The following is a 23880-nucleotide window of genomic DNA, read 5'->3' as shown; positions in this document are numbered from 1 at the left end:
CCACCGCCGGATCAGCGGGCCTGGTACGCCGCCCGGCTCGCCTCGATGTGCGGGACGTGCTCGATGGCCCAACTCGCCAGGGCCAGCGCGGGCGGGATCAGGCTCTTGCCCGCCGGGGTCAGCGTGTACTCGACGCGGGGCGGGACCTCAGCGTGGACCTCGCGGCTGACCAGGCCGTCGCGCTCCAGGTTCCGCAGGGTCAGGGTCAGCATGCGCTGGGAGATGCCGGGAATCTGCTGGGCCAGGTCGCTGAAGCGCAGCGTGCCCCGATCGAGCGTGGCCACGATGAGCAGGGTCCACTTGTTGCAGATCCGGTCGAGGATCGCGCGGAGGGTCTGCCCGCCATCGCCCCGGATCAGGCAGGTGTGCTCGTACTCCGACATGACATCCCCCTGTGCCTGACGCACACGCGTGTGCCTTTTGTAAGCCTCCCAATAGTGACGCATCATGTGGTCACTTACGACCAGTAACCATTGGGAGCTGACATGGAGATCGCGTACTGGATCCTGGCCGGGCTGCTCGCCCTGCTCTACCTCTACAGCGGCGGTATCAAGGTCTTCCAGAGCCAGGATCAGCTGCGGCCGATGATGGGCTGGGTCGACCAGATCCCGATGCCGGTGGTCCGGGTGATCGGCGCGCTGGAGGTGCTGGGCGCGATCGGGCTGATCCTGCCGCCGCTGACCGGGATCGCGCCGGGTCTGGCGATCGCCGCGGCGATCGCCGCGGCGATCGGCCTGGTGCTGATCCAGATCGGCGGCATCGTCACGCACGTGTCGCGCGGTGAGATCAAGGTGATCGGCCTGAACATCGGCCTGCTGGTGGCCGCCGCGGTCACCGCCTGGCTGGGCACGGTCTGGCTCTGAACCGCCGGGCGGCGCCGTCGCCGCCCGGCCGGTTACATCAGACGGCTATGTCGAAGTAGATCCGGTTGGAGAGTTCGCCGATGCGGAAGCCGCGCTTCGCGGACAGGCCCAAGGCGAACGAGACGTAGCCCTCGTAGTCGCCGATCACCGCGTACGACGTGATCCCGGGCAGGTTGATCCGGTGCGTCCCGGTCACCGTCGCGGTGCCGTCGTCCCGGTGAGCCTGCGCCGGGTTCAGCACGATCAGCAGGAACGCCTTCCCCGGAATCGTGACCTTGTCACCGGAGCCGTCCTGGCGTAGTTCGGTGACGTACTTGGCGGTGTAGCCGGGCAGCGCGCCGGGGATGTCCAGGACGATGCGGTCGTAGCCGTCGTGCGTGGCGTACCGGACCCCCTCGAGCACCGGGACCGGCGGGACTGCGGGCTGGTGGGTGACGGTCACCGGGGTGGTCGGCCAGGTGACCGCGGCGACGTTGGTGGTCCCGGTCGGCACCGCGGTCGGCGTCGGAGCCGGCGCCGCTGTGGCCGCCGGAGCGGGCGTGTTCCGGGCCGCGCAACCGGTGACGCCGGCGAGCGCGGTGATGACGATGAGTGCGATGGTCCCCTTCATGGCCGTGGCCTCCGTCGGAGCTGCCGGAGTCGATACTCCAGGTTGAGACCGAAGCTAGCCGCTCAGCGCCCGGTTGTATTCCCCGATTCGTGCCGAGGTCACTGGTGCGGTTCGACCCCGAACGCGACGTCGAGCCGGTATTTCGTACCGATGTAGCGGGATTCGCTCAATTCCAGGGGGCGGCCCTCATGGTCGAGGATCAGCCGGTCCTCGACCAGCAGCGAGGTGCCGACCGGGACGCCGAGCTCCCGGGAGTCCTCCTCGTTCGCCGGCTGGGCCGTGATCGTCGAGGTGCCCCGGGTCGGGACGCGGCCGAGCGCGACCAGCGCCTCGTGCACTGATCCGGAGAGGTCGAAGTCGAGCAGCGCGCTCAGCACCCCGGGATAGCAGGCGTGCTCGAAGGCGAACGGATCGCCGTCGGCCTGCCGGACCCGGTAGATCGCGACCACGTCGCCGGCCCGCTGCCGCAGCCGGGTCGCCTCGATCACGGTGGCCGGCCGCAGCTCGGCGCTGACCACCCGGGACGACGGCACCTTGCCCTGCTTGCGGATCTCCTCGCTGAGGCGGATCAGGTTGTCGGCACGGCGCGGACCGGTGGGCACCGCGACGAACGTGCCCCGGCCGGGCGCGCGGTAGGCGAGCCCGTCGTTCACCAACTGGGTGACCGCGGCCCGGGCGGTCATCCGGCTGACCCCGAACTCGCGGGCCAGCTCCGGCTCGGAGGGCAGCGGGTCATGGGGCCTGGCCTGCGCGATCCGCGCTCGGAGCTCCTGCTCGATGCGGAAGTAGCGCGGCGCGAAGTCTGGTCCGGCGGACATGGGGGACACCCTACCGATCGGGCTGACCGCCTACGGAGCCAACCTGTCTAGACAGGTGGTTGTCTAGACAGGTACGGTTCGATGTCATGGATTTCACGGTGTCGCAGATCGCCCGCATGATCGACCACTCCATCCTTCAGCCCCACTTCACCACCGAAGACGTGCGCCGGGGCTGCGCCGTCGCCGCGAAGTACCAGGTCGCCTCGGTCTGTGTGCGCCCCTCCGACGTCCCGCTCGCGGTGGAACTGCTGCGCGGCACCGAGGTGCGCGTCGGCACCGTGATCGGCTTTCCGCACGGGGACACCAGCACCGAGGTGAAGGCGGCCGAGACCGAGCAGGCGGTGGCCCGCGGTGCGTCCGAAGTCGACATGGTGATCAACATCGGCTGGCTGCGCTCCGGGGACATCGCCGCGGTGGAGACCGAGATCAAGGAGATCGTGCGGGTGGCCGGCGCGGCCCACGTCAAGGTCATCCTGGAGACGGCGTACCTGACCGACGAGGAGAAGCTGGCGGCGTGCTGGGCGGCCGAGCGGGCCGGCGCGGCGTTCGTGAAGACCTCGACCGGCTTCGCCCCGACCGGCGCGACGATCGACGACCTGGCCCTGATGCGCTCGGCCGTGTCGGCGAAGGTGCAGGTCAAGGCGTCCGGCGGAATCCGCAGCCTGGACACCCTGCTGGCGATGACGGCGGCCGGCGTCACCCGGTTCGGCACCTCGGTGACCGCCGAGATCCTGGACGACCTGGCGCGGCGCCAGGTGACGACGTACGCCCGCCGTGCTTGAATCCCGCCGTCACAAGGCGGCCAAGACGCTGAACCGATGGCGGGAAAGCCGCCACGGTCAGGCTCGCCGGCTGGAGAGCGCGCCACAAGCGCCCGCCCCGGCGACCGGAACCGCGGGCCGGGCTCCACAAGGGCCCGGCCGGCCGGTCACCCCGCCGACCATGATGGATCAGACCTACCTTTATGATCTTGGCGCGTGATCCATAAACGTCTGTCCATACTGGTGGCGACTGGATTGATCGGCGCCACCAGCCTGCTCGGCGCCGCCCCGGCCCACGCCGACGAGACCGAGAACTCCGAACCACCCACCGTCGAACTGGTCCTCGACGTCAGCGGCTCGATGAAGGCCGCCGACATCGACGGTGAGACACGGATCGCGGTGGCCAAGCGCGCCTTCAACAAGGTGGTCGACGCGCTGCCGGAGAACACTCAGCTCGGCATCCGGGTCCTCGGCGCCACCTACGCCGGCAAGAACAAGAAGATCGCCTGCCAGGACACCCAGCAGATCGTCCCGGTCGGGCCGGTCAACGCGGTCCAGGCGAAGAACGCGATCGCCACGCTGAAGCCGACCGGCCACACGCCGATCGGGCTGGCGCTGAAGAAGGCCGCCGAGGATCTCGGTGACAACGGTTCGACCCGGCGGATCGTCCTGATCACCGACGGCGAGGACACCTGCACCCCGCCCGACCCCTGCGACGTCGCCCGGGACCTGGCCGCGCAGGGCACCCACCTGGTCGTCGACACACTGGGCCTGACCCCCGACGAAAAGACCCGCAAGCAGCTGGTCTGCATCTCCACCGCGACCGGCGGCACGTACGCCGCCGCGAACAGCGAAGCGGAGCTGACCGACCGGGTCAAGCAACTGGTCGACCGGGCCGCGGTTCCGCCGCCGGTGCAGCCGGCCGTGGTCACCGGCACCGCGGACTGCACGAACGCCCCGCTGCTCGCTCCCGGCGTCTACACCGACCGGGAGAAGATCAGCGAGCACCGGTACTACCGGGTCGCCGTCCAGGCCGACCAGGAGCTGCGCGCGTCGGTGAGCATCGCGCTCGACCGGGCGATCAACCCGGACTACGGCGTCCTCCTGAAGGCCGCCACCAAGGACGGCCGGGAACTGGTCCGCGGGCTCGACGCCGGCAGCGGGCGGACCGACGTCCTGTCGGCCGGCCTGCGCTGGTCGGCCGATGAGCAGAAGGCGGACGCGAAAGCATCGGCCGAGGCCGCCGACAACGACGCCACCGAGGCCGCCGAGGACACCGACGCGACCGAGGTCTGCCTGATCGTCGCCAACTCGTTCGCGTCCAACGTGGTCAGCGCCAACGGCATGCCGGTCGAGCTGAGCATCGACCTGGTCGACGCCTCGCACGTCCCGGACGCCCCCGGCCTCGGCCGCGGTTTCCTGTTCCTGCTGGTCCTGGCGATCGCCGGCCTGCTCGCCGGCATCCTGGCCGGCTGGGTGACCCGCTACTGGGTGGCCACCTGGAGGGAGAACTGATGAAGATCAAGCACCTCGCGGCCACCGGGGTCGCGGCCTTCCTGGTCGCGGCCGTCCCGAGCGCCGCGTTCGCGGACGACCCGTCCCCGGCACCCGCGGTGAACACCGCCGGCACCTCGTTCCTGACCGCCGTACCGATCGTCTCGAGCCAGCAGGTGCAGGTCGGCGCGGTCACCGGTGACTACCTGTACTGGCAGTTCACCGCGGAGGCCGGGCAGCGCCCGGACCTGACCGCCACGGTCACGCTGCCCGACAAGGGCCGGACCGGCGACGAGTCGTGGATCATCGAGGTCTTCGACGGGCTGCGCCGCCGGCAGGCTTGCGTGGCCGGTGAGCAGAGCCCGGTCGCCGCCAAAGACGCCGCGCAGGTCACCCTCGGCTGCCGGCTCCGACAGGTACGGTCGTGGGCCGAGCCGCAGGACGGCGACCCGCTCCCCGGCACGTATTACGTCCGGTTGTCCAGCACGACGATGCCGGAAGCGGACCTCGGCCTGCCTCTCAAGGTCAGCCTGGGTCTCGCCACACCCAAGGGCGACCTCGATGCCGACCAGGGCGAGCTGGCCAAGCCGCTGGTCCCGAACAACCAGCCGGGCACGGTGCTGAGCGGGCCGGCACCGGCGGCCTCGCCGAGCGCCGCGGCGGATGCCGACGAGAGCAGTTTCAGCCTGGACTGGCTGCCGGACTTCTCCGGCCGCTGGTTCTGGACCGCCGGGGGCGGCGTCCTCGCCGCGATCACCGGCCTGTTCGGCTTCTCCCTCACCCGGCGTCGCCGCCGGGTCTGACACGGCCGCGGAAGCCCGGGACACTCCAGTCCCGGGCTTCCGCATTCCACTTCAAAAACCATTCCTCCGGTACGCCCGATGGAGTCCCGTCCGCGGGCTACGAGCCGAGTCACGTGCGATCCCGCGCGGGATCGTCCCGGAGCCCGGCCCGAAAAGGCTGGACGCGGGGCTCCATTGTTCGTACCGGAGGAATGGTTTTGATCAGAAGTCGTCGTCGAAGGTGACCGTGCCGGTGACGCCGACCTGATAGGCGGAGACGCGGCGTTCGAAGAAGTTCGACAGCTCCTGCACGTCCTGCAACTCCATGAACGCGAACGGGTTCTTGCTGCCGTACATCGGCTCGATCCCGAGGATCTGCAACCGCCGGTCGGCGACGTGCTGGAGGTATTCGCGCATGTCACCGAGGGACATTCCGCTGACACCCTGCTCGAGCAGATCGGCCGCGAACTGGACCTCGCACTCGACGGCCTCGGCGAGCATGTCCCGGATCTGCTTCTCCATCTCCGCGTCGAACAGGTCCGGCTCCTCCTGCCGAACGGTCTCGACCACGTCGAACGCGAACGCCATGTGCATGCTCTCGTCGCGGAACACCCAGTTGGTGCCGGAGGCCAGGCCCTGCAGGACGCCGCGGGAACGCAGGAAGTACACGTACGCGAAGGCACCGTAGAAGAACAGCCCCTCGATGCACGCCGCGAAACAGATCACGTTCAGCAGGAACGCCCGCCGGTCCGCCTTCGTCTCCAGCCTGCGCAGGTTGAAAACGGAGTCGATCCACTTGAAGCAGAACTCGGCCTTGCGCGCGATCGACGGAATGTTCTCGATCGCGGCGAACGCCTCGAACCGCTCGGTCTCGTCCGGCACATAGGTGTCCAGCAGGTTCAGATAGAACTGGACGTGCACGGCCTCCTCGAACAGCTGCCGGGAGAGATAGAGCCGGCCCTCCGGCGAATTCACGTGCTGGTAGAGGTTCAGCACCAGATTGTTCGCGACGATCGTGTCGCCGGTGGCGAAGAACGCGACCAGCCGGGACACCAGGTGCTGCTCGGCCGGCGTCAGCTTGGCCAGGTCGGCCAGATCGGCGTGGAGGTCGACCTCCTCGACCGTCCAGGTGTTCTTGATGGCGTCCTTGTAACGGTCGAAGAAGTGCGGGTACTTCATCGGCCGCAGGGTCAGGTCCATTCCAGGGTCGAGCAGCATTACTGGCACGCCTCACAGATGTCGGGGTTCTCAAGGGACGCGGCGAGCGCACCGTCGGTGTCGCCGAGCAGGTTCAGGCTGAGGGTGGCGACATGGCCGGAACCGGACGGGCCGGCGACCAGCGTGGTGGTCCGGGCCGGGACGACGGCCGCGGCGACCGGCGGGGTGACGGCCGGGCCGGCGCTGACCGCGGTGGTGGCCTGCTGGATGCGCGTCGCGGGGCGCGAGCGCAGGTAGTACGAGGTCTTCAGCCCGGACTTCCAGGCGTAGAGGTACATCGACGAGAGCTTGCCGATGGTCGGGGCCGCCAGGAACAGGTTCAGCGACTGGGACTGGTCGATGAACGGCGCCCGGGCCGCGGCCAGGTCGATCAGCGCGCGCTGCGGCAGCTCCCACGCGGTCCGGAAGAGTTCCCGGACATCCGCCGGCAGGGACGCGATGTCCTGCACCGAACCCTCGGCACGCTTGATCTGCTCGCGGATCTCGGCGTTCCACAGGCCACGGGACTTCAGTTCGCGTACGAGATAGGTGTTGATCTGGAGGAATTCGCCGGACATCGTTTCGCGCTTGAACAGGTTCGAGACCTGCGGCTCGATGCACTCGTAGCAACCGGCGATCGATGCGATGGTGGCCGTCGGCGCGATCGCCACGAGCAGCGAGTTACGCAGGCCGTGCGCGGCGATCCGCTCCTTGAGCACGGCCCAGCGAGCCGGCTGCCCCAGCGTGGCGCCCCACAACTCCGGGTGCAGGTCGCCCTTGGCCGCCCGGGTCTCGGCGAAGGCGGGGTGCGCCCCGAACCGCTCGGCGAGCGACGCCGAACTCTCCAGCGCGGTCAGGAGAATCTCCTCCTGTACGCGCGTGGACAGCTCCTTGGCCTGCGCCGAGTCGAACGGCAGCCCGAGCGTGAAGAACGCGTCCTGCAGGCCCATCAGCCCGAGTCCGACCGGCCGCCACCGCGGGTTCGACGCCGCCGCCTGCTCCGACGGGTAGTAGTTGATGTCGATCACCCGGTCCAGGAACATCACCGCGGTCCGCACCGTAGCCCGCAGCCGCTCCCAGTCCACGCCCTCGGCCGTGGTGTGCGCGCCCAGGTTGATCGAGCCCAGGTTGCACACCGCCGTCTCGTCGTCCGAGTTGACCTCGAGGATCTCGGTGCACAGGTTCGACAGGTGGATGGTGTTGCCGGGGGCACCGGTCTGGTTCGACAGCGCGTTCGACCGGTCCTTGAACGTCATCCAGCCGTTGCCGGTCTGCGCGAGCGTGCGCATCATCCGGCCGTACAGGTCCCGGGCCTTGACCGTCCTGACCGCCTTCTTCTCGGCGATCCGGTAGGCCTCGGTGAACTCGTCGCCGAAGAGATCGGGCAGCTCAGGGGCGTCGGACGGGTCGATCAGCGACCAGTTCCCGTCGGCCTCGACCCGGCGCATGAACTCGTCCGGGATCCAGTTGGCGAGGTTCAGGTTGTGAGTACGCCGGGACTCCTCGCCGGTGTTGTCCCGCAGCTCCAGGAACTCCTCGATGTCCGGGTGCCACGGCTCCAAGTAGACGCAGGCCGCGCCCTTGCGCCGGCCGCCCTGGTTGACCGCCGCCACCCCGGCGTCGAGGGTCTTCAGGAACGGGACGATGCCGTTCGACTTGCCGTTCGTACCGCGGATCAGGGCACCCCGGCCGCGCACCCGCGACCAGGCGATCCCGATGCCGCCGGAGAACTTCGACAGCTTGGCGACCTGGTGGTACCGCTCGTAGATCGAGTCCAGCTCGTCCCTCGGCGAGTCGACCAGGAAGCACGAGGACATCTGGGTGTGCCGGGTGCCGGAGTTGAACAGCGTCGGTGAGCTGGGAAGATAGGCCAGCGACGCGATCAGGCGGTAGAAGCCGATCGCCTCGGCGGCGGTCTGCGACAGGCCGCACGCGACCCGCATCAGCCAGTACTGCGGGGTCTCGACCGGGATCCGCCGGGTCGGATGCCGCAGCAGGTAACGGTCGGCCACCGTGCGCAGGCCGAAGTACTCGAACCGGAGATCGTTGGCGGTGTCGATCGCGGCGTCGAGCTCGGCCCGGTGCCGTTCGACGAACGCGTTCGTGCCGGGACCGATCAGGCCCTGCTGGTGACCGAGCGCGATGGACTCGCTGAACGTGGTCACGCCCTGCTCCCGGACCTCCTGCTCGACCAGGTCGATCAGCAGGCGGGCGGCCAGTTTCGAGTACTGCGGCTCCTCGCCGATCAGCTCGGCGGCGGTCTGGATGGAGAGCTTGTCCAGTTCCTCGGTGGTGGCGCCGTCGTACAGGCCACTGATGGTCTTGGTGGCCACCCGCAGCGGGTCGACCTCGTCGAGGCCGCTGGTCCACCGCTCGACCGCCGTGACGATCTTGTTGACGTCCACGGGCTGCAGCTCGCCGTTGCGCTTGCGCACCTGCATCACTTGCCGGCGCTGTCCCGGCACGCTGGTCTTCTCCGGCGTGAGCGTCATGGCCCTCTTCCCTCGCGAGTCAACACGGTCGTGGACCACGCGGAAAGACACCACTTCTCGACGGACGCACGGGTGAGCCCGGAGAACCTTGGCGTCGGCCGTCCCACGCGGCCTTCGACCACCACACACGGTCGTGTGCGGCGCGCTGGCAGGTCTTCGGACTCGTGGGCGTCGTGCAATACCTACTGGCCGTCGCTTCCCAGACCTCACGGTCCAGTGCTTGGTGACGGCGGTCGTTCCCACTCACCGCTGCGGGGCAGTCCCGGTTTCACACCGGATTCCCTCTTGCCTCGGCTCACCCGCGAAGGCGCGCCGAACCAGCTGCGATCGACACTATATATGGGACCGTCTCTCACTCCGCAACGCCACATGGTGTGTCGCACAAGCCACCCCTGGGCCCCTCCTCAGTCTCCCGACCAGCCCCAGAAGTAGAGCTCGGACGGGTTACCGGCGTCGTCGTGCAGCACCGCACACCGGCCGGACCAGCGGTGCTCAACGAGATTGTCGATCGCCGTGACGTGCGCCCGGGTCAGCTTCGTCACCCCGGCGCACTCCCGCGCCTCCTGCTCACTGACCGGCTCGACCGTGCCGTAATCCGGTTTCTCACCGGGCTGCAGCACCCGGCGCACGTCGAGGATCGAGTGGGTACCGGACTCCTTGACCGCCTCGGAGGCCCAAAGATCCTTCTCCATCCGTGGCCGGTTCGGGAAGTCCATCGCGGACTTGCCGAACTCGTAAGGCTCGGCCCACCAGTAGTCGCCTTCGTCGAACACCTTTTTCCGCAGATCGTCGAGCGCCTGACCGAGGTCAGGCTGGTAGGCGACGTAGTAACTCCAACCGGAAGCACCCATGACGGCATCGAAGCACGCGGGTACGACAAGAACCGTGCCCTACCGCCGCGCGGAAGAGGAACGGCGGGGCGAGGCCCCGCCGTTCCGGCGGTGTGCGAGACGTCAGCAGGGACCGAGGTCCTGCCATTGCTGGGTCCAGCCGGGTTCCGAACCCTGTGTCCAGTACCGTGCCTTCCAGAGGTGCTTACCCTGGCCGGACGGCGGGCCGCTCGGGTCGCCGTACTTGCTCTTCTCGTGCTTGACCAGGCTGCCGCCCAGGTAGACGGCGCCGAAGGACCACTCCGGCGCGTCCGAGCAGCCGGTCGCCGGCGGCTGTGAGGTCGGCGGGCTGGTCGGCGGAGAGGTCGGCGGGGTGGTCGGGTTCGTGCACCCGCCGGTGGCGGCGACGGTGTCCAGGAACGCGGTGCCACCGGTGCGGTAGCCGGCCGCCTGCGCCTTCGCCTGTGCCGGCGACAGCACCTGATTCTTGGCGAACAGCACCCAGTCGACCTGCTCGATGTACGTGCTTCGCCCACCGGTGTGCCCGGCGGTGTCGATGAACCACAGGTTCCAGTTGATCGTCATCGTCTGCCGCGGGAAGTACTTCCCCCCGTGGTCACCGACCTGCACCCCGTCGATCCAGTACACGACGTGCCCGTTCGCCACCTGCGCCACCAGGTCGTGCCAGCCGTCCAGACTGGACCGCTGCGAGGAGTGCAGATTGTCGGCGTACCAGGGCTCGTTCCGATACGTGTACCAGGTCGTCTGGTAGTTGATCGGCCCCGTCTCCCCCCACCCGCCGTTCGGCAGGTATTCGGAGATGTCCAGCTCGCTGTAGGTCGGGTCGAGATCGCCGTTGAGTGGGCTGATCGTGAAGAACGTCTCGTTGATGTGATCCCCGTCGGCGCCACCGGTGGGTGCGTCGGTGAAGCGGATCCGGCTGGCGTAGGTGCCCTCCAGGTACCGCTTCTGGGTCGAGTAGAGCTCGGCGTGCCCGGTACCGGCCGCGGTGCCGTCGGTGTACGCGGTGAGCTGCGCGACCCTGTCGCCGTTCGAGGCAGGGAAGGTGATGTTGGCGGGTGACCAGGTTGCCCCGGCCACGCCCGGACCGCCGCTGTAGCTGCGCGGGGTCCAGCCGTTCGCGGTCAGCGCCGCGTCCGAGGAGGAGTTGTAGTGGAAGTCGTCGAACAGGTAACCGCAGTCGGCGGCCGCGGCGGGGGCGCCGGAGCCGAGGGCGACGATGCCCGAGGCGGCGAGTACCGCTGCGGCGATTCCCGCCGTTTGACGTATGCCAAGCACAGGGGACTCCTTTCCGAAGGAGCTACTTGACCGCGCCGGCGGTCATTCCGGCGCGGATGTGCCGTTGGAACGCGACGTAGGCGACCAGTACCGGGAGCATCGCGATGGTGAGTCCGGCGAACAGGCCGCCCCAGTCGCTGCGGTAGCCCTGGCTGACCGACAGGGCGGCCAGACCCTGCGCCAGGACGTACCGGTCCGGGTCGGGGTTGAGAACCAGGGGGATCAGGTACTGGTTCCAGAGCCCGAGGAAATTGAAGATGCCGACCGCGACCAGGCCCGGTCGCGCCAGCGGGAGCATGACGCGGAAGAACACCGCGGCGTGCGAGCACCCGTCCAGGAACGCCGCCTCGGCGATCTCGGCGGGCAGGGTGCGGAAGAAAGCGTGCAGGAAGAAGACCGTGAACGGTACGGCGTAGGCGGTGTAGACCAGGATCAGGCCGGGGTACGTGCCGAGCAGGCCGAGCTGGTCGACCACGAAGAAGAGCGGGACCAGGGCCAGGAACACCGGGAAGAACATCGCCGCGACGAACGTGTAGTAGAGCGTCCGGTTGCCCCGGAACTCGTATCTGGCCAGCGCGTACGCAACCAGGGCGCCCAGCAGCATGGTCAGCAGCAGCGCCCCGCCGACCACGATCAGGCTGTTCAGGAAGTACCGCCCGATGTTCGCCGCGGTCCACGCGCGCACCCAGTTGTCGAAGCGCGGGGTGGCCGGCGGCGCCCACGGATGGTTGAGGATCTCGTCATCCGACTTGACCGAGCTGACCACGGCCCAGAGCAGCGGCAACGCGGTCACCACCGCCCAGCAGAACATCGCGATCGGCGGGAGCGGGTTCGACCGTCGTTCAGAGCGCATGCCGCTCCTCCCGCCCGGAGCGCAGTGCGAGGAGGGCCAGCGTCAGGGTGGCGAAGAACAGGGCCACGCCCATCGCCGACGCGTACCCGAATCTTCCGTACGTGAAAGCGTTCCGGTACAGCGACAGCCCGATCACCTCGGTCGCCCCGTCGGGGCCGCCCGGTCCGACCGTCATCACCTGCACCACGGCGAAGCCGTCCAGCGCCGCGATCCCCAGATAGACGAACGCGACCCGGACGTTCTCCCTGAGCAGCGGAAAGATGACGTGCCGGAACGAGCTCCAGTCTCCGGCGCCGTCCAGTTTCGCCGCCTCGAACAGTTCCAGCGGGATGGCGTCGATCGCCGCCCGGAACAGCACCACGTAGAACCCGACGGACGACCAGATCAGCACCGCCATCACCGCGACCAGCGCGAACCGTGGCTCGGCCAGCCAGCTGTGCGCCAGCCCGCCCAGCCCGATCGCCCGCAGACCCGAGTTCAGCAGCCCGGTGTTCGGGTTGTAGACGAATCCCCAGAGCACCGCGATCACCACGAGGGACAACAACTGCGGAAAGAAATAGACGATCTGGTACGCCGATCCGCCGCGTGACCCGCGCCCGCCCCGGTGCAGCGCGCTCGCCAGGAACAGCCCGAGCCCGATCGTCACGGCCGGCACCACCAGCAGCATGACCGCGTTGTTCCGGACCGCGTCCAGGAAGAGCGTGTCGCCGCCGAGACGGGCGTAGTTGCCCGCCCCGACGTAGTGCGCCGCGCCGGCCACCCCGGTCCAGTCGGTCAGCGACAGGTAGAACGCCTGGGCGTACGGCGAGAGCACGAAGACGACGTGCAGCACCAGCGCCGGCACCAGCGCGCCGAGCAGGAACCGCCAGCGCCCGTGCCGCATCAGCGCGTGTACTTCTGCACCGACGTGTCCTTGGCCAGCGCGTCCGCCGCCTTCTGGATCCGCGTGGACCAGTCGGCCGGGCTGATGCGCTTGTTGGCCAGCTCGCCCGTGGCGTCGTCGACGGCCTTGGCGAGCGGGGCGTACCACGTACGGAATCGGTAGGTGAAGGTGTCCGCACCCGCGGCCGTGACCGCGTCGCGGACCGAGCCCAGCCCGCTGCTCAGCGTCAGCCCGTCGGTGGCCCCGGCGACCGCCGGCAGCGTGCTGTTGGCCTGGGCGAAAGCGGTCGCGGACGCCTTGGAGAAGAGGATCCGCAGGTATTCGCGGCCGCCGGCCGGGTTCGTCGCCTTGGTCGGCACCAGGAAGCTCTCGCTGCTGGCCGCCTGCACCGCGGTGACCGGCAGCCGGTCGCTCGGGCCGCCCGCCGGAACCGTGCCCAGGACCATGTCGAAGCCGGCCGGCGCGACGCCCTTCTGCTCGCTCTCCAGCCACGAGCCGCACGGGATGAACGCGGCCTTCCGCTGGCACCAGGCGGCCTGCGCCTCGGTGTGCGACAGCGCCTCCGAGCCGGCGAGCAGATAGCCCTTGCCGGCCAGCTCGGCGAAGGCGGTTGCCGCCTGCACCAGGCCGGGCTGCTTCCACGCGCCGGGCTCCAGGTTGTCGACCGCCTTGATCAGGTCGAGGCCACCGGCCTTGGCCGCCATGCTGAGCAGCGGGTCGTTCAGGTACTCGGGGTATTTGCCCTGGTAGGTCCAGGGTGCGACACCGGACTTCTTGATCGTCGCGCAGAGCGTGAGCATCTCCGCCCAGGTCTTCGGGTACTGCCAGCCCCGCTCCGCGAAGAACGACTTCGAGTACCACAGCCCCCAGACCGTGTAGGTGAAGTTGAGCGCGACGGGCTTGCCGCCGAACGTGCCGTCGTCGACCACGCCGGGCAGCAGCGTGTCCCGGACCTTCTTGCCGGGCTGGTCCAGGGCGGGCGCGTCCAGCAGGTCGCTCAGGTCACCCGTCTGGCCCGCGGCGACCAGGGTGGCGATGTCCAGTCGACCGGCGCCGGTGTTGTCCACCACGTCCGGCGGGTTCCCGGCGACGAAGCGGGGCTGCATGGCCTCGCCGACCTTCTGCAGTCCCTTGTGGTCGATCTTCGCTTGCGGATACTTCTGCGCGTACTGGGCCTCGGCTCTGGTCGCGTACTCGTCGCCGTACCCTCCTTTGAAGACGACGACCTCGAGCGGGGCGTCCGCCTTGACCCCCAGCGGGTTGTCCGCCGTCTTCGGCGCGCCTTCGGCCGCGGCACCGCTGTCGTCGCTCCCGCCCGAGGTGACGCACGCGCCGAGCAGGGGCGCGGCAATCGAGGCGCTCACGGCCGTTTTGAGCAGGGTTCTCCGATTGGGGTACGGTCTGGCCTGGGTTGTTGAGTTCATCAGCGGGCTCTCTTCCTATGCGGTACGCCGGATGCGCCCGGCGTACCGCGCCTCTAGTTCAGCGTTGTGTTCCTTGCCGCCGGGCACGTTGTCCGACAGGTAGACGGGCGGGGTGATCCCGGCCGCGAGCAGGTTGGCGACCACCTCGGTGACGAGCTGCTGGGCCAGCAGCGCCGCGGTGATCGAGGAAACGGCGCCGACCGCGCCACCGCCCGGCAACGGCAGGACGGCGTCGCCGTAGGGTGCCCCGTTGTCCAGCACCACGTCCGCGAGGTCGCCGAGTTTGCGGCCGCTCGGATGCCGGGAGGCGACGCCGGCCGAGTGCCGCGCCGAGGTGATCGCCACCAGCGGATGGCCGCGCTCCTTGACCAATAGCGCCATCTCCACGACCGCGCCGTTGATCCCGGAGTTCGAGGCGATCACGAACGCGTCGTCCGGCTTCACCGGGGCGAGCTGGTAGAGCCGGTGGGCGATCGCCGGGTCGCGCTCCACGGTCCCGCCGGCCAGAGCGTCGAGCGGGTCGCCGCCGTACAGAACGATGTCGCGCAGCGCGATCCGGTTGGTCGGAACCAGCCCACCGGCCCGGCCGGCGATCTCCATGGCCAGCGCCTCGGAGTGGCCGCAGCCGAAGGCCTGGATCACACCCCCGTTGCGCACGGTCGTGGTGAGCAGGCCGGCGGCGCGCCGCTTCTCCTCGGCCTGACCGGCGCCGACCCGATCGACGACGGCCCGGATCTGTTGCAGGTAATCCTCGCTGGTGACACTCACGGTTGTCCTTTCGCACGTCCGCGCCTGCGGGTCGGGATCTTCTCGGGCAGTCGGTGGGCGTCGACGGCGCGCACGGTCAGCTCCAGCGCCTCGGCGGTCCGCTCGTAGGTGCGCTGGGCGACGGCGACGTAGATCAGGTCGAGCACCAGCAGCTGGGAGTGCAGGGCGGAGAGGGCGGCCAGCCGGAACGTGGTCTCCTGCACCGAGGTGGTGAAGACGACATCGGCCACCTCGGCCAGCGGGGAGCGGCCGAAACTGGTCACCGCGACGGTGAGCGCTCCGTGGTCGGCCGCCTCGGCCAGCGTCTCGATCACCTCGCGGGTGCGGCCGGAGTGCGACAGGCCGATCGCCACGTCGCCGGGGAGCAGCAGCGCCGCGTTGGTCAGCGCGGTGTGCGAGTCCACCCGGTGCCAGACCGGCACCCGGATCCGCTCCAGCCGGAACGCCATCTCCCGCGCGGCCGTGCCGCTGCTGCCGAGGCCGAAGAGCTCCACCCGGCCGGCCTGGGCGATCGCGGCCGCGACCCGCTCGACGGCGGTCACGTCCAGGCCGGCCGCGGTGCCCTGGATGGCCCGGGTGTCGGCCGCGGTGACCACGCCGAGCACGTCGGTGAGCGGGTCGTCGGGGGCGATGTCGCCGCTGATGTCCGTCTCCCAGCGGGCCTGCTCGGCACGGCCGGTCTCGGTGGCGATCGCGACCCGCAGGCTGGCGTAGCCCTTGAAGCCGAGGGTGCGGCTGAACCGGGTGACGGTGGCGGTCGAGGTGCCGGACCGCTCGGCCAGGTCGACGATGCTGGCGTGTGCCGAGGTCTCCGGGTCGGCCAGGATCGTCTCGGCGATCCGGGCCAGGGCCTCCGGCATGCCCGGGCCCTCGATCCGCAGCCGTCCCAGCAGTCCGCCGCTCTCACCGGTCACGTGGTCATCCTTTTCATCGATTACCGTTGCTGATGAAAATTACGACCGTCTTCACCTCTAGTCAACAACAAATATCCATGCTTCGATCAATCGGCATGAAGCTGGTGCTGGGAGTGGACGCGGGTGGCACCGGGACCCGCGCCGTGCTCGCCCACCCGTCCGGGATCATCGGTCGGGGCCGGGCCGGGCCCGGCAATCCGATCTCGGCCGGGCCGGCCGCGATCGAGGCGATCGCGTCAGCGATCCGGCAGGCGCTGGGTCACCACCCACCCGATTCGGTACGTACGGCCGTGCTCGGCCTCTCCGGCACGAGCGCCCTCGACGACCCCGCCGTCCACGAGCGGTTCCGTAGCATGTGGACTGACTTGGGCCTGACCTGCCCGATGACCGTGGTCGGCGACGCGGTGACGGCGTTCGCGGCCGGCACCACCGCACCGTCCGGCGCGGTGCTGATCGCCGGGACCGGCGCGACGGCCGCCCGGATCGACCGATACGTGATCACGAAGACCGCCGACGGGCTCGGCTGGCTGCTCGGCGACGAGGGGTCCGGGCGCTGGCTCGGCCTGCGCGCCGTCCGCACCGCCGCCCGCCGCTTCGACTCCCCGCTCGCCGCCCGGGTCGCCGCGCACGCCGGCGTCACCTCCGGCGACGAACTGGTCCGCTGGGCGCAGTCCCTGCCCCTCGACGCCATCGCCGCCCTGGCCCCGATGGTCTGCACCGCGGCCCGGGGCGGCGACCCCGACGCCGCCGCGATCGTCACCGACGCGGTCCGGCGACTGATCCGCACCCTGGACAGCCTCGGCTCCCCCGGCCCCGTGGTGCTCGCCGGCAGCCTGTTGACCTCGGACACCCCGGTCCGCGACGGCGTGCTCGGCGCCCTGCGCCCCCGCGGCACCGAGGTCGCCCTGGCCGGGGACCCCGCCGAGGCTGCCGCACGCCTAGCCACCCTCGACGGTATGAGTGAATTGGGATACCCACATTTACATATATGAATGAAATTCTCTCCTCAGCGCCCCACCGGCGTACCCCCTGGGACGAGGAGATCCGAAGATGCGCAGATGGCGAACCCTTCTGGCGACCCTGGCCGCCGCGGCCACCGCGGCCACGATGGGCGTGCTCGCCGCACCCGGCGCGGCACAGGCCGACGCCAACGTGGTCGGCGGCACGCGGGCCACCCAGGGCGAGTTCCCGTTCATGGTGCGGCTCTCGATGGGCTGCGGCGGCGCGCTCTACAGCCCGAACCTGGTGCTCACCGCGGCGCACTGTGTCAGCGGGACCGGCACGAACACGTCGATCACCGCCACCCTGGGCGTGGTCGATCTGAACTCCAGCAGCAAGATCACCCGGAAGTCGAACTACGTCTACCGGGCTCCCGGCTACAACGGCAACGGCAAGGACTGGGCGCTGATCCGGCTGGCCAGCCCGGTCACCGGCCTGGCCACGCTGCCGATCGCGAGCACCACCGCGTACGACTCGGGGACCTTCACCATCTCCGGCTGGGGTGCCGCCACGGAGGGTGGCTCGCAGCAGCGCTACCTGCTCAAGGCGACCGTCCCGTTCGTCAGCGACACCACCTGCAACTCCAGCTCGATGTACAACGGCGAGATCATCGCCAGCAACGAGATCTGCGCCGGGTACACCGCCGGCGGGGTGGACACCTGCCAGGGTGACTCGGGCGGCCCGATGTTCCGCCGGGACTCCGCGAACGCCTGGATCCAGGTCGGCATCGTGAGCTGGGGCGACGGGTGCGCGCGGCCGAACAAGCCGGGCGTCTACACCCAGGTCAGCTACTTCGCCTCGACGATCGCCTCCGCCGCGGCCAGCCTCGGCGGCTGAGCGGAAGGCCGGTAACAGAGATCCGCGGATCCGGGTCGGGCGCCGGCCGGCGCCCGGCCCGGATCACTGTGCTGGAACTCCTGGCAACCGGCGTGGGATCACCAGCGGGGCGCCTCCGGCCGGGTGCGGCAACACTTCGACCTCGTGCTGGTAGACCTCGCTGAGCAGCTCCTCGGTGAAGATCTCGGCGGGTGGCCCGGCGCCCCGGACCTTTCCGGCGGCGAGCAGGTAGACCCGGTCCGCGTAGGCGGCGGCCAGCCCCAGATCGTGCAGCACGACGACCACGGCCGCACCGGCGCGGGTCCGCTCCCGGGCCGTGCTCAGCACGAGTTCCTGATGCCGCAGGTCGAGCGCCGCGGTCGGCTCGTCGAGCAGAAGCAGCGGCGTCCGCTGCGCCAGCACCCGGGCCAGCGCCACCCGGGCCTGCTCCCCGCCGGAGAGCGCGGGGAACGGCCGCCGGGCGAACCCGGTCGTCTCGGTCTGCCGCATCGCTTCGGCGACCGCGGCCTCGTCCTCGGCGCGTTCCGGCCGGCCGGCCCACGGCGCGCGACCCATCCGGACCACCTCGCCCGCGGTGAACGGGAACGACAGGACCGCCTTCTGCGGCAGGACCGCACGCAGCCGGGCCAGCTCGGCCGGCCGGTGGCGACCGATCGGAAGCCCGGCGATCTCGACCAGGCCCTCGGCTCTGACGTCGCCCGCGAGCGCGGCGAGCAGCGTCGACTTGCCGGCGCCGTTCGGGCCGACCAGGGCGATCAGTTCACCGGCGTCGGCGTGCAGGTCGACGCCGTCCACGACGTACCGGCCGCCGAGCTGGACACGTACCCCGGAAGCCCTCATCCCCAGCCTCCCGCCCGCGCCCGGGTCCGGCGCAGCAGCCAGAAGAAGGCCGGCCCGCCGACCACCGCGGTCAGCACGCCGAGCGGCAACTCCTGGTAGTCGACCGCGGTCCGGGCGATCAGGTCGCCGAGCACCACGACGATCGCGCCGCCCAGCGCGCTCGCCGGGATCAGCACCCGGTGCCCGGGGCCGGCGACCATCCGGATCAGGTGCGGCACCACCAGGCCGACAAAGCTGATGATCCCGGTGAACGCCACCGCCGACGCGGTGAGCAGCGCGGTCGCCACGATCGCGGTGATCCGCAGCCGCTCGGTGTCGACCCCGAGGTGCCGGGCCGGGCCCTCGCCGAGGGCGAGCAGGTCGAGCTTCCGCGAGCAGACAACGGCCACCGTGAGGCCGAGTGCGGCGCACGGCAGCGCCACCCCGGCCGCGCCCCAGGTGGCCTGCGCCAGGCTGCCGAGCTGCCAGAACGCGATCGCCCGGACACCGTCGTCGTCGGTCAGGAACATCAGCAGACCGAGCAGGGCGCCGGCGGTGGCGTTCACCGCGACGCCGGTCAGCACCAGGGTCACCACCTCGGTGCGGCCGTTGGCCCGGGACATGGCGTACACGATCAGGGTGGTGACGACGCCGCCGGCGAAGGCGGCCGCCGCGGTACTCCAGTTTCCGAGAAACGTGACCCCGCCGACGATCGCGGCGGCGGCACCGACCGCCGCGCCGGCCGAGACACCGACCACACCGGGCTCGGCCAGCGGGTTGCCGAAGACGCCCTGCATCAGCGCTCCGGCGCAGCCCAGCGACGCCCCGACCAGGATCGCGAGGGTCACGCGAGGGAAGCGGACCAGCCAGAGGGCGTTCTCGCCCTGGACCGCGGAAGGCAACGGGCCGAGGTCGAGACCGAGGCGGTGCAGCAGCGAGCCGGCCACTTCGGCGGGGGAGATCGGGACCTGACCGCGGCCCGCGGCGAGGAGGGCGACGACGACCAGGGCGGCGGCGAGGCCGCCGAGCAGAACCGATTGCCGGTACGTCGTACGCCCGCTCTCGACCTCGGGTTCCGCGGTCGTGGAACTCAGGTGCATGGGCCGTAGACCGCCTTGGCCAGCGCCGCGACCGCCTGCCCGGTGCGTGCCCCGAAGTTCAGCAGCGCCCCGTCGTCCATGTCGACGATCCGCCGGTTCACCCCGGCCGGCGTCTGCGCGACCCCGGCGAGCTTGAGCAGGCCGTCCACGCCGCCGACCGAGTTGAGCCCCTCGGTCATCACCAGAATCACGTCCGGTGCCGCGTTGATCAGCCCTTCGCTGGTCATCGGCCGGAACTTCTCGAGCCCGATCGCACTTCCGGCGTCGACCGCACCGATCGCCTCGATCATCGCGTCCGAGCCGGCGCCCTTGCCGCCGATCAGGTAGACGCCGGCCGTCCCCCGTACGTAGAGGAAGGCGATTCGCGGTGGTCCGGCGCTCTCCGGCATGGATTTCCGCGCCGCGTCGATCTCCCCCTGCACACGCTTGATCAGGCGCTCGCCGGCCTCGGCGACACCGAGAGCGGCCGCGACCGCGCGGATGTGCTCGGGCACCGCCGCCAGCGTCTGCTCGTCATCCACGACGACCACCGGGATCCCGGCCTGCCGCACCTGATCGAGAACGGTCTTCGGGCCGATGCTGTCGTCGGCGAGCAACACCGTCGGGTTGATCTTGAGGATCGCCTCGGCGGAGAGATCGTGCCCCTGCGGGGTGACCAGTGGGAGCTTCCGGGCGGCCGGGAACGTGGTGGAGGTGTCCCGGCCGATCACCCGGTCACCCAGGCCGAGGCTGAAGACGATCTCGCCGAGCGAGCCGTACAGGTTGACCGCGAGGATCCGGTCGGCGCTGCGCACGGTGACCTTCCGGCCGTCCGCGGAGTCCACCGTGACCGGCAGCTTCGGCACCGGCACCGGATCGAGCGGGACGATGTCGTCGACGGCCAGTTTCGCGGTGGTGACGCCGCATCCGCCGGCGGCGGTCTCCGTCTCGGGTCCGACCTCGCTGACCGCGGTGCACCCGGCCACCGCGGTCAGCAGCAGGGCGAGCACGACGGTCGCGGCGGAGATCCGGCGGATCACGCGGTCACCCGCTTCCGGCGGCGGAGCCGGCCGATCACCGCGGCGGCGAGCAGCCCGCCGAGGAACGCCCCGCCGATCGCCCACCAGTGCCCGAGCGGCGTGGCCGCGCTGGTCCGGGTGAGCGCGAGTCCGGTCGCCGGCACCACGGCCGCCGTGGTGGCCACCGGCGGCGCGGCGGTGGCGAGCCGCCCGGTCGGCGGCCCGACCGGCGTCGCCCGGGTTCCGGTCGCCGCCCCTTTCGCTCCGGTGGCCGCCGTGGCGGTGGCCACCGGTGATCCCGCCCTGGCCGCCGCGAACCGGACCGGGATCCGGACGTCCTGCGACCGGTCGCCGGTCCGGGTGTGGTCGGCGCGGGTGACGACCGCACAGGCGCGGACCACGCAGTCGATGTCCCCGATCAGCTGACCGACCCTGATGGACACCGTGAAGGAACCGCCTTTGCCGTAGGGCTTCGCGAGTCCTTCGCCGTAGGACGGCGGGTTCGACGAGATCCACACCGAGGAACCGGACGTACCGCCCAGGTCGGCGCCGCCACCGCACGGCGCGGGCATCACACCGGCGCCGTTGTCCAGGCAGAAGGCCACATAGATGCCTTTTGTCACGTCGTAGCCGCGGCCGGTGACGGTGACCGTCTCGCCCGCCCGGTCGAGTCCCCTGGTCTTGGACACCGAGAGCCGTTTCGCCGCCTGCGCCGGGGTGCCGTTCAGGGACACCACCAGCAGAGTCAGCACCGCGGCCGCCGTTCTCAGGCCGATGCGCACTGTCGCTCCCACAACATTCGAGCCGCCCCGATCTTGCTTTTGATCAAGAACTTAGGTGAGGCTACCCTAACCGAGTCTGCATCAGCGGGCACAGCCCAATTCGGAAGGAACTCACGAGCATGGGCACATCTCACGGCTCGCATCGGGCCGCACTATGGACCGGCGCGCTGGCCCTCGGCGCCGCCACGGCGCTGGTCGGTGCCGTACCCGCCCTGGCCGCGCCGGTCGCCGTCGGTGGCGGCAGCCTGGACTGGGGCTTCAAGGCGTCGTTCCGGGCGTACGTCTCCAGCGGCAACGGCAACCCGCCGATCGCCACCAAGGACGGCGCCTCCCGCAACGCCGACGGGACGTTCGACTTCCCGTCGGCCGGCGGCACCTACGACGCCGCCGCCGGCACCGCGAAGGTCAACTACGGCGGGACCGTGGTCTTCTCCCACCCGGCCCACATGTTCGAGATCACGCTGGCCAACCCGACCCTGGTCGTCGACGGCGACGGCACCGGGTCGCTGCTGGCCGATGTGGACCTGGTCGCCAACGGTGGCAGCACCGAGCAGCACCTGGACCAGGCCGAGATCGCCACGGTGGCGACCACCGCCCCGGCGGTGACCGACGGCGCGGTCTCGTTCTCGAACCTGGCCGCCACGCTGACCAGTGCGGGCGCGAGCGCCTTCGCCGGCTTCTACCCGGCCGGCTCGGCGCTCGACCCGATCACCGCGTCCGCGTCGCCCACCGCGACCGACCCGACGGATCCCACCGACCCGACGGACCCGGAAGAGCCTGGGAACGGTAACGGCTCGGCGTCGCAGAAGATCACCGCGGCGGTCACCGGCGGGGCGCTCACGCTCACCTCGTCCGGCTCCACCGTGTCGCTCTCCGCGGCCACGCCGGGCCAGACCGCGACCGGCAACCTGAACGCGGTCACGGTCAGCGACCTGCGCGGCACCAACGCCGGGTGGGACCTGGTCGGCCAGGTCACCGACTTCACGGCGACCGGCGGGGCGAGCATCCCGGCGGCCAACCTGGGCTGGACCCCGGTCGCGGCGGTCGCGAACACCGGCCTGGTCTCCGCGAAGGGCGTCACCAGCGCGGTCGTCCCCGGCGGCCCGGTCGCCGCGGGCACCGGCCTGGGCACCAGCCACACCCTCTGCAAGGCCGGGACCGGGAGCAGCCTCGGCAGCTCCACCTGCGGCGCGGCGCTGAGCCTCGGTATCCCCGAGTCCAGCGCGGCCGGTGAGTACAGCGCGGTGCTCACCCTGACGCTCGCCTGAGCCCGCGGGCTCACCACGGGCGGGGAACCGGCCGGGAATTCCGCAACGATTCCCGGCCGGCCCGCACCCATCGTAAGGAGCACCATGTTCGTACGTGGCCTGCTGGCCGCCGTCGTGTCGCTACTGGTCCTGGCGCCGGCCTCCCCGGCACCGGCCGCGCCGGGCGGCTCCGACGTGCGCTGGTCGGTGCGCCCGTCGACGGCGAAGGGACCGGACGGCCGGGACTACATCATCCGGCGAGCGGCGGCCGGCGAGCGGCTGACCGACTACGTCGGGGTCACCAACCTGACCAGCCGGCCGCTCACCTTCACGGTGTACGGCAGCGACGCGTACACCACCGAGGACGGCTCGTTCGCGCTGCTCCCGGCCGCGCAGAAGCCCACCGACCTCGGCTCCTGGATCGCCCTCGGCGCCAACCGTTACGAGGTGCCGGCGAACACCCGGCTGGACATCCCGTTCTCGATCTCGGTGCCGGCGAACGCCACGCCCGGCGACCACGCCGGTGGTGTGATCGCCTCGATCGCCGAGGAGCAGACCACCGCGGACGGGCAGAAGGTGCTGGTCGACCGGCGGATCGCGGCCCGCGTCTACCTCACCGTCGCGGGCGCCGTGGCACCCGCGCTGAAGATCGACTCCGTCCGGCTCGAGTACGCCCAGTCGGCGAACCCGGTCGACGGCGGCGTGATGACCGTCCGATACCTCGTCCACAACGCCGGCAACCTCCGGCTCAGCGGCACCGGCACGGTCCGGGTGACCGGCCCGTTCGGCTGGAAGCTGGCCCGCACCGGCGACCTGACGATCCCCGAACTGCTGCCCGGCGGCTCGGTGACCGTGACGGAGCGGATCTCCGGTGTGCAGCCGACGGTCCGCCTGGCCGTCGACGTCGCCGTGGTGCCCGCCTCCTTCGACCAGAGACTTCCCGCGGTCTCTCGCGGCACCGGCGTCTGGGCCTGGCCCTGGGCCCTGGTCGCGCTGATCGCCGCGGGCCTGCTCCACGCGCTCGTCCGGCTCGTCCGGCGCCGCCGCCGGGCCCGCACCACGCCTCAGGACGGCCTCCCGGCCGTCCCAGCTTGATCGATTCCCCACCAC

Annotated in this window: 24 protein-coding genes and 1 riboswitch; of the genes, 8 read left to right on the top strand and 16 right to left on the bottom strand. The window is 70.6% G+C overall.

Going from position 1 to position 23880, the window contains the following annotated elements:
- Positions 1-11: 11 nt before the first annotated feature.
- The gene (locus tag CHC09_RS09820; RefSeq protein WP_089292729.1) at positions 12-383 is read right to left on the bottom strand and encodes a winged helix-turn-helix transcriptional regulator; all 372 of its coding nucleotides are present in this window, start codon (positions 381-383) and stop codon (positions 12-14) included.
- Between the two features lie 102 nt (positions 384-485).
- On the opposite strand from CHC09_RS09820, the gene CHC09_RS09815 reads away from it, so the two are divergent.
- Positions 486-863, top strand: a complete 378-nt coding sequence (locus CHC09_RS09815; RefSeq protein WP_089292728.1) for a DoxX family protein — start codon at positions 486-488, stop codon at positions 861-863.
- Between the two features lie 37 nt (positions 864-900).
- Here the strand turns inward: CHC09_RS09815 and CHC09_RS09810 are convergent, their stop codons facing one another.
- Entirely contained in the window at positions 901-1473 is a 573-nt protein-coding gene (locus CHC09_RS09810) for an AMIN-like domain-containing (lipo)protein (protein ID WP_089292727.1), read from the bottom strand.
- A 98-nt stretch (positions 1474-1571) separates the two neighbouring features.
- On the bottom strand, positions 1572-2291 hold the full coding sequence (locus CHC09_RS09805) for a GntR family transcriptional regulator (RefSeq protein WP_089292726.1): 720 nt from the start codon (positions 2289-2291) through the stop codon (positions 1572-1574).
- A gap of 86 nt (positions 2292-2377) precedes the next feature.
- Between CHC09_RS09805 and deoC the strand changes: the two genes are divergently transcribed.
- From deoC to CHC09_RS09790, 3 genes are all read left to right on the top strand, one after another.
- Positions 2378-3073 (top strand): deoxyribose-phosphate aldolase, encoded by a 696-nt coding sequence (gene deoC, locus CHC09_RS09800; protein ID WP_089292725.1) that lies wholly within the window; start codon positions 2378-2380, stop codon positions 3071-3073.
- Positions 3074-3268: 195 nt separating this feature from the next.
- Positions 3269-4567 carry a VWA domain-containing protein gene (locus CHC09_RS09795; protein ID WP_089292724.1) on the top strand — a complete coding sequence of 433 codons (1299 nt, stop codon included), beginning with the start codon at positions 3269-3271 and terminating at the stop codon, positions 4565-4567.
- Entirely contained in the window at positions 4567-5349 is a 783-nt protein-coding gene (locus CHC09_RS09790) for a peptidase (RefSeq protein WP_089292723.1), read from the top strand. Before CHC09_RS09795 ends, CHC09_RS09790 begins: the two co-directional genes overlap by 1 nt.
- Before the next feature lie 201 nt (positions 5350-5550).
- On the opposite strand, the gene CHC09_RS09785 is transcribed toward CHC09_RS09790, so the two are convergent.
- The 9 genes from CHC09_RS09785 to CHC09_RS09745 form a co-directional block, all read right to left on the bottom strand.
- Positions 5551-6546, bottom strand: a complete 996-nt coding sequence (locus CHC09_RS09785; RefSeq protein WP_089292722.1) for a ribonucleotide-diphosphate reductase subunit beta — start codon at positions 6544-6546, stop codon at positions 5551-5553.
- Entirely contained in the window at positions 6546-9017 is a 2472-nt protein-coding gene (locus CHC09_RS09780) for a ribonucleoside-diphosphate reductase subunit alpha (RefSeq protein WP_089292721.1), read from the bottom strand. Before CHC09_RS09780 ends, CHC09_RS09785 begins: the two co-directional genes overlap by 1 nt.
- Positions 9018-9147: 130 nt before the next feature.
- A riboswitch (cobalamin riboswitch) is annotated at positions 9148-9357 on the bottom strand.
- 64 nt (positions 9358-9421) lie between these two features.
- Positions 9422-9868 (bottom strand): hypothetical protein, encoded by a 447-nt coding sequence (locus CHC09_RS09775; RefSeq protein WP_089292720.1) that lies wholly within the window; start codon positions 9866-9868, stop codon positions 9422-9424.
- Between the two features lie 102 nt (positions 9869-9970).
- Positions 9971-11146, bottom strand: a complete 1176-nt coding sequence (locus tag CHC09_RS09770; RefSeq protein WP_089292719.1) for a glycosyl hydrolase — start codon at positions 11144-11146, stop codon at positions 9971-9973.
- A gap of 22 nt (positions 11147-11168) precedes the next feature.
- A complete protein-coding gene (locus tag CHC09_RS09765; protein WP_089292718.1) occupies positions 11169-11999 on the bottom strand; it encodes a carbohydrate ABC transporter permease in 831 nt (276 codons plus the stop codon).
- Positions 11989-12882, bottom strand: a complete 894-nt coding sequence (locus CHC09_RS09760) for a carbohydrate ABC transporter permease (RefSeq protein ID WP_089292717.1) — start codon at positions 12880-12882, stop codon at positions 11989-11991. Before CHC09_RS09760 ends, CHC09_RS09765 begins: the two co-directional genes overlap by 11 nt.
- Positions 12882-14246 (bottom strand): N-acetylglucosamine/diacetylchitobiose ABC transporter substrate-binding protein, encoded by a 1365-nt coding sequence (gene ngcE, locus CHC09_RS09755; protein WP_239138330.1) that lies wholly within the window; start codon positions 14244-14246, stop codon positions 12882-12884. The genes CHC09_RS09760 and ngcE overlap by 1 nt, the downstream gene beginning before the upstream one ends.
- A 75-nt stretch (positions 14247-14321) precedes the next feature.
- Positions 14322-15074 carry a sugar isomerase domain-containing protein gene (locus CHC09_RS09750; protein WP_089292715.1) on the bottom strand — a complete coding sequence of 251 codons (753 nt, stop codon included), beginning with the start codon at positions 15072-15074 and terminating at the stop codon, positions 14322-14324.
- Positions 15071-15988, bottom strand: coding sequence for a MurR/RpiR family transcriptional regulator (locus CHC09_RS09745; protein WP_089292714.1), 918 nt, complete (start codon positions 15986-15988; stop codon positions 15071-15073). The genes CHC09_RS09750 and CHC09_RS09745 overlap by 4 nt, the downstream gene beginning before the upstream one ends.
- A 77-nt stretch (positions 15989-16065) precedes the next feature.
- Here CHC09_RS09745 and CHC09_RS09740 point away from each other — a divergent pair, with 77 nt between their 5' ends.
- Together CHC09_RS09740 and CHC09_RS09735 are read left to right on the top strand one after the other, a co-directional pair.
- Positions 16066-16980, top strand: a complete 915-nt coding sequence (locus tag CHC09_RS09740) for an N-acetylglucosamine kinase (protein WP_239138329.1) — start codon at positions 16066-16068, stop codon at positions 16978-16980.
- 58 nt (positions 16981-17038) lie between these two features.
- Positions 17039-17824 (top strand): serine protease, encoded by a 786-nt coding sequence (locus tag CHC09_RS09735; protein ID WP_089292712.1) that lies wholly within the window; start codon positions 17039-17041, stop codon positions 17822-17824.
- 63 nt (positions 17825-17887) lie between these two features.
- Here CHC09_RS09735 and CHC09_RS09730 read toward each other — a convergent pair whose 3' ends face one another.
- Genes CHC09_RS09730 through CHC09_RS09715 form a run of 4 tightly spaced genes read right to left on the bottom strand, consistent with a single transcriptional unit; the run spans position 17888 to position 21523 of the window.
- A complete protein-coding gene (locus tag CHC09_RS09730) occupies positions 17888-18664 on the bottom strand; it encodes a heme ABC transporter ATP-binding protein (protein WP_089292711.1) in 777 nt (258 codons plus the stop codon).
- The gene (locus tag CHC09_RS09725; protein ID WP_089292710.1) at positions 18661-19743 is read right to left on the bottom strand and encodes a FecCD family ABC transporter permease; all 1083 of its coding nucleotides are present in this window, start codon (positions 19741-19743) and stop codon (positions 18661-18663) included. Before CHC09_RS09725 ends, CHC09_RS09730 begins: the two co-directional genes overlap by 4 nt.
- Positions 19734-20762, bottom strand: coding sequence for a heme/hemin ABC transporter substrate-binding protein (locus tag CHC09_RS09720; protein WP_239138328.1), 1029 nt, complete (start codon positions 20760-20762; stop codon positions 19734-19736). The genes CHC09_RS09725 and CHC09_RS09720 overlap by 10 nt, the downstream gene beginning before the upstream one ends.
- Positions 20759-21523, bottom strand: a complete 765-nt coding sequence (locus tag CHC09_RS09715; RefSeq protein WP_089292709.1) for a hypothetical protein — start codon at positions 21521-21523, stop codon at positions 20759-20761. Before CHC09_RS09715 ends, CHC09_RS09720 begins: the two co-directional genes overlap by 4 nt.
- Positions 21524-21642: 119 nt before the next feature.
- Between CHC09_RS09715 and CHC09_RS09710 the strand changes: the two genes are divergently transcribed.
- Together CHC09_RS09710 and CHC09_RS09705 are read left to right on the top strand one after the other, a co-directional pair.
- Positions 21643-22791: an HtaA domain-containing protein gene (locus CHC09_RS09710; protein WP_089292708.1), complete on the top strand. Its 1149-nt coding sequence runs from the start codon at positions 21643-21645 to the stop codon at positions 22789-22791.
- 84 nt (positions 22792-22875) lie between these two features.
- Positions 22876-23865, top strand: coding sequence for a WxL protein peptidoglycan domain-containing protein (locus tag CHC09_RS09705; RefSeq protein WP_089292707.1), 990 nt, complete (start codon positions 22876-22878; stop codon positions 23863-23865).
- The last annotated feature ends 15 nt before the right edge of the window (positions 23866-23880 follow it).

Origin of the sequence: Actinoplanes regularis, from assembly GCF_900188005.1 — a bacterium.
In the GTDB taxonomy this organism is placed as follows: Bacteria; Actinomycetota; Actinomycetes; order Mycobacteriales; family Micromonosporaceae; genus Actinoplanes; species Actinoplanes regularis.
Note: the sequence above shows the minus strand (reverse complement) of the source record. Positions and strands in the feature narration are given on the sequence as shown.

Bases quoted from the DNA above. Each gene is read 5' to 3' on its own strand.
- CHC09_RS09820 (WP_089292729.1), bottom strand. From the start codon at position 383: ATGTCGGAGTACGAGCACACCTGCCTGATCCGGGGCGATGGCGGGCAG.
- CHC09_RS09815 (WP_089292728.1), top strand. From the start codon at position 486: ATGGAGATCGCGTACTGGATCCTGGCCGGGCTGCTCGCCCTGCTCTAC.
- CHC09_RS09810 (WP_089292727.1), bottom strand. From the start codon at position 1,473: ATGAAGGGGACCATCGCACTCATCGTCATCACCGCGCTCGCCGGCGTC.
- CHC09_RS09805 (WP_089292726.1), bottom strand. From the start codon at position 2,291: ATGTCCGCCGGACCAGACTTCGCGCCGCGCTACTTCCGCATCGAGCAG.
- deoC (WP_089292725.1), top strand. From the start codon at position 2,378: ATGGATTTCACGGTGTCGCAGATCGCCCGCATGATCGACCACTCCATC.
- CHC09_RS09790 (WP_089292723.1), top strand. From the start codon at position 4,567: ATGAAGATCAAGCACCTCGCGGCCACCGGGGTCGCGGCCTTCCTGGTC.
- CHC09_RS09785 (WP_089292722.1), bottom strand. From the start codon at position 6,546: ATGCTGCTCGACCCTGGAATGGACCTGACCCTGCGGCCGATGAAGTAC.
- CHC09_RS09780 (WP_089292721.1), bottom strand. From the start codon at position 9,017: ATGACGCTCACGCCGGAGAAGACCAGCGTGCCGGGACAGCGCCGGCAA.
- CHC09_RS09775 (WP_089292720.1), bottom strand. From the start codon at position 9,868: ATGGGTGCTTCCGGTTGGAGTTACTACGTCGCCTACCAGCCTGACCTC.
- CHC09_RS09765 (WP_089292718.1), bottom strand. From the start codon at position 11,999: ATGCGCTCTGAACGACGGTCGAACCCGCTCCCGCCGATCGCGATGTTC.
- CHC09_RS09760 (WP_089292717.1), bottom strand. From the start codon at position 12,882: ATGCGGCACGGGCGCTGGCGGTTCCTGCTCGGCGCGCTGGTGCCGGCG.
- CHC09_RS09740 (WP_239138329.1), top strand. From the start codon at position 16,066: ATGCTTCGATCAATCGGCATGAAGCTGGTGCTGGGAGTGGACGCGGGT.
- CHC09_RS09735 (WP_089292712.1), top strand. From the start codon at position 17,039: ATGCGCAGATGGCGAACCCTTCTGGCGACCCTGGCCGCCGCGGCCACC.
- CHC09_RS09730 (WP_089292711.1), bottom strand. From the start codon at position 18,664: ATGAGGGCTTCCGGGGTACGTGTCCAGCTCGGCGGCCGGTACGTCGTG.
- CHC09_RS09725 (WP_089292710.1), bottom strand. From the start codon at position 19,743: ATGCACCTGAGTTCCACGACCGCGGAACCCGAGGTCGAGAGCGGGCGT.
- CHC09_RS09710 (WP_089292708.1), top strand. From the start codon at position 21,643: ATGGGCACATCTCACGGCTCGCATCGGGCCGCACTATGGACCGGCGCG.
- CHC09_RS09705 (WP_089292707.1), top strand. From the start codon at position 22,876: ATGTTCGTACGTGGCCTGCTGGCCGCCGTCGTGTCGCTACTGGTCCTG.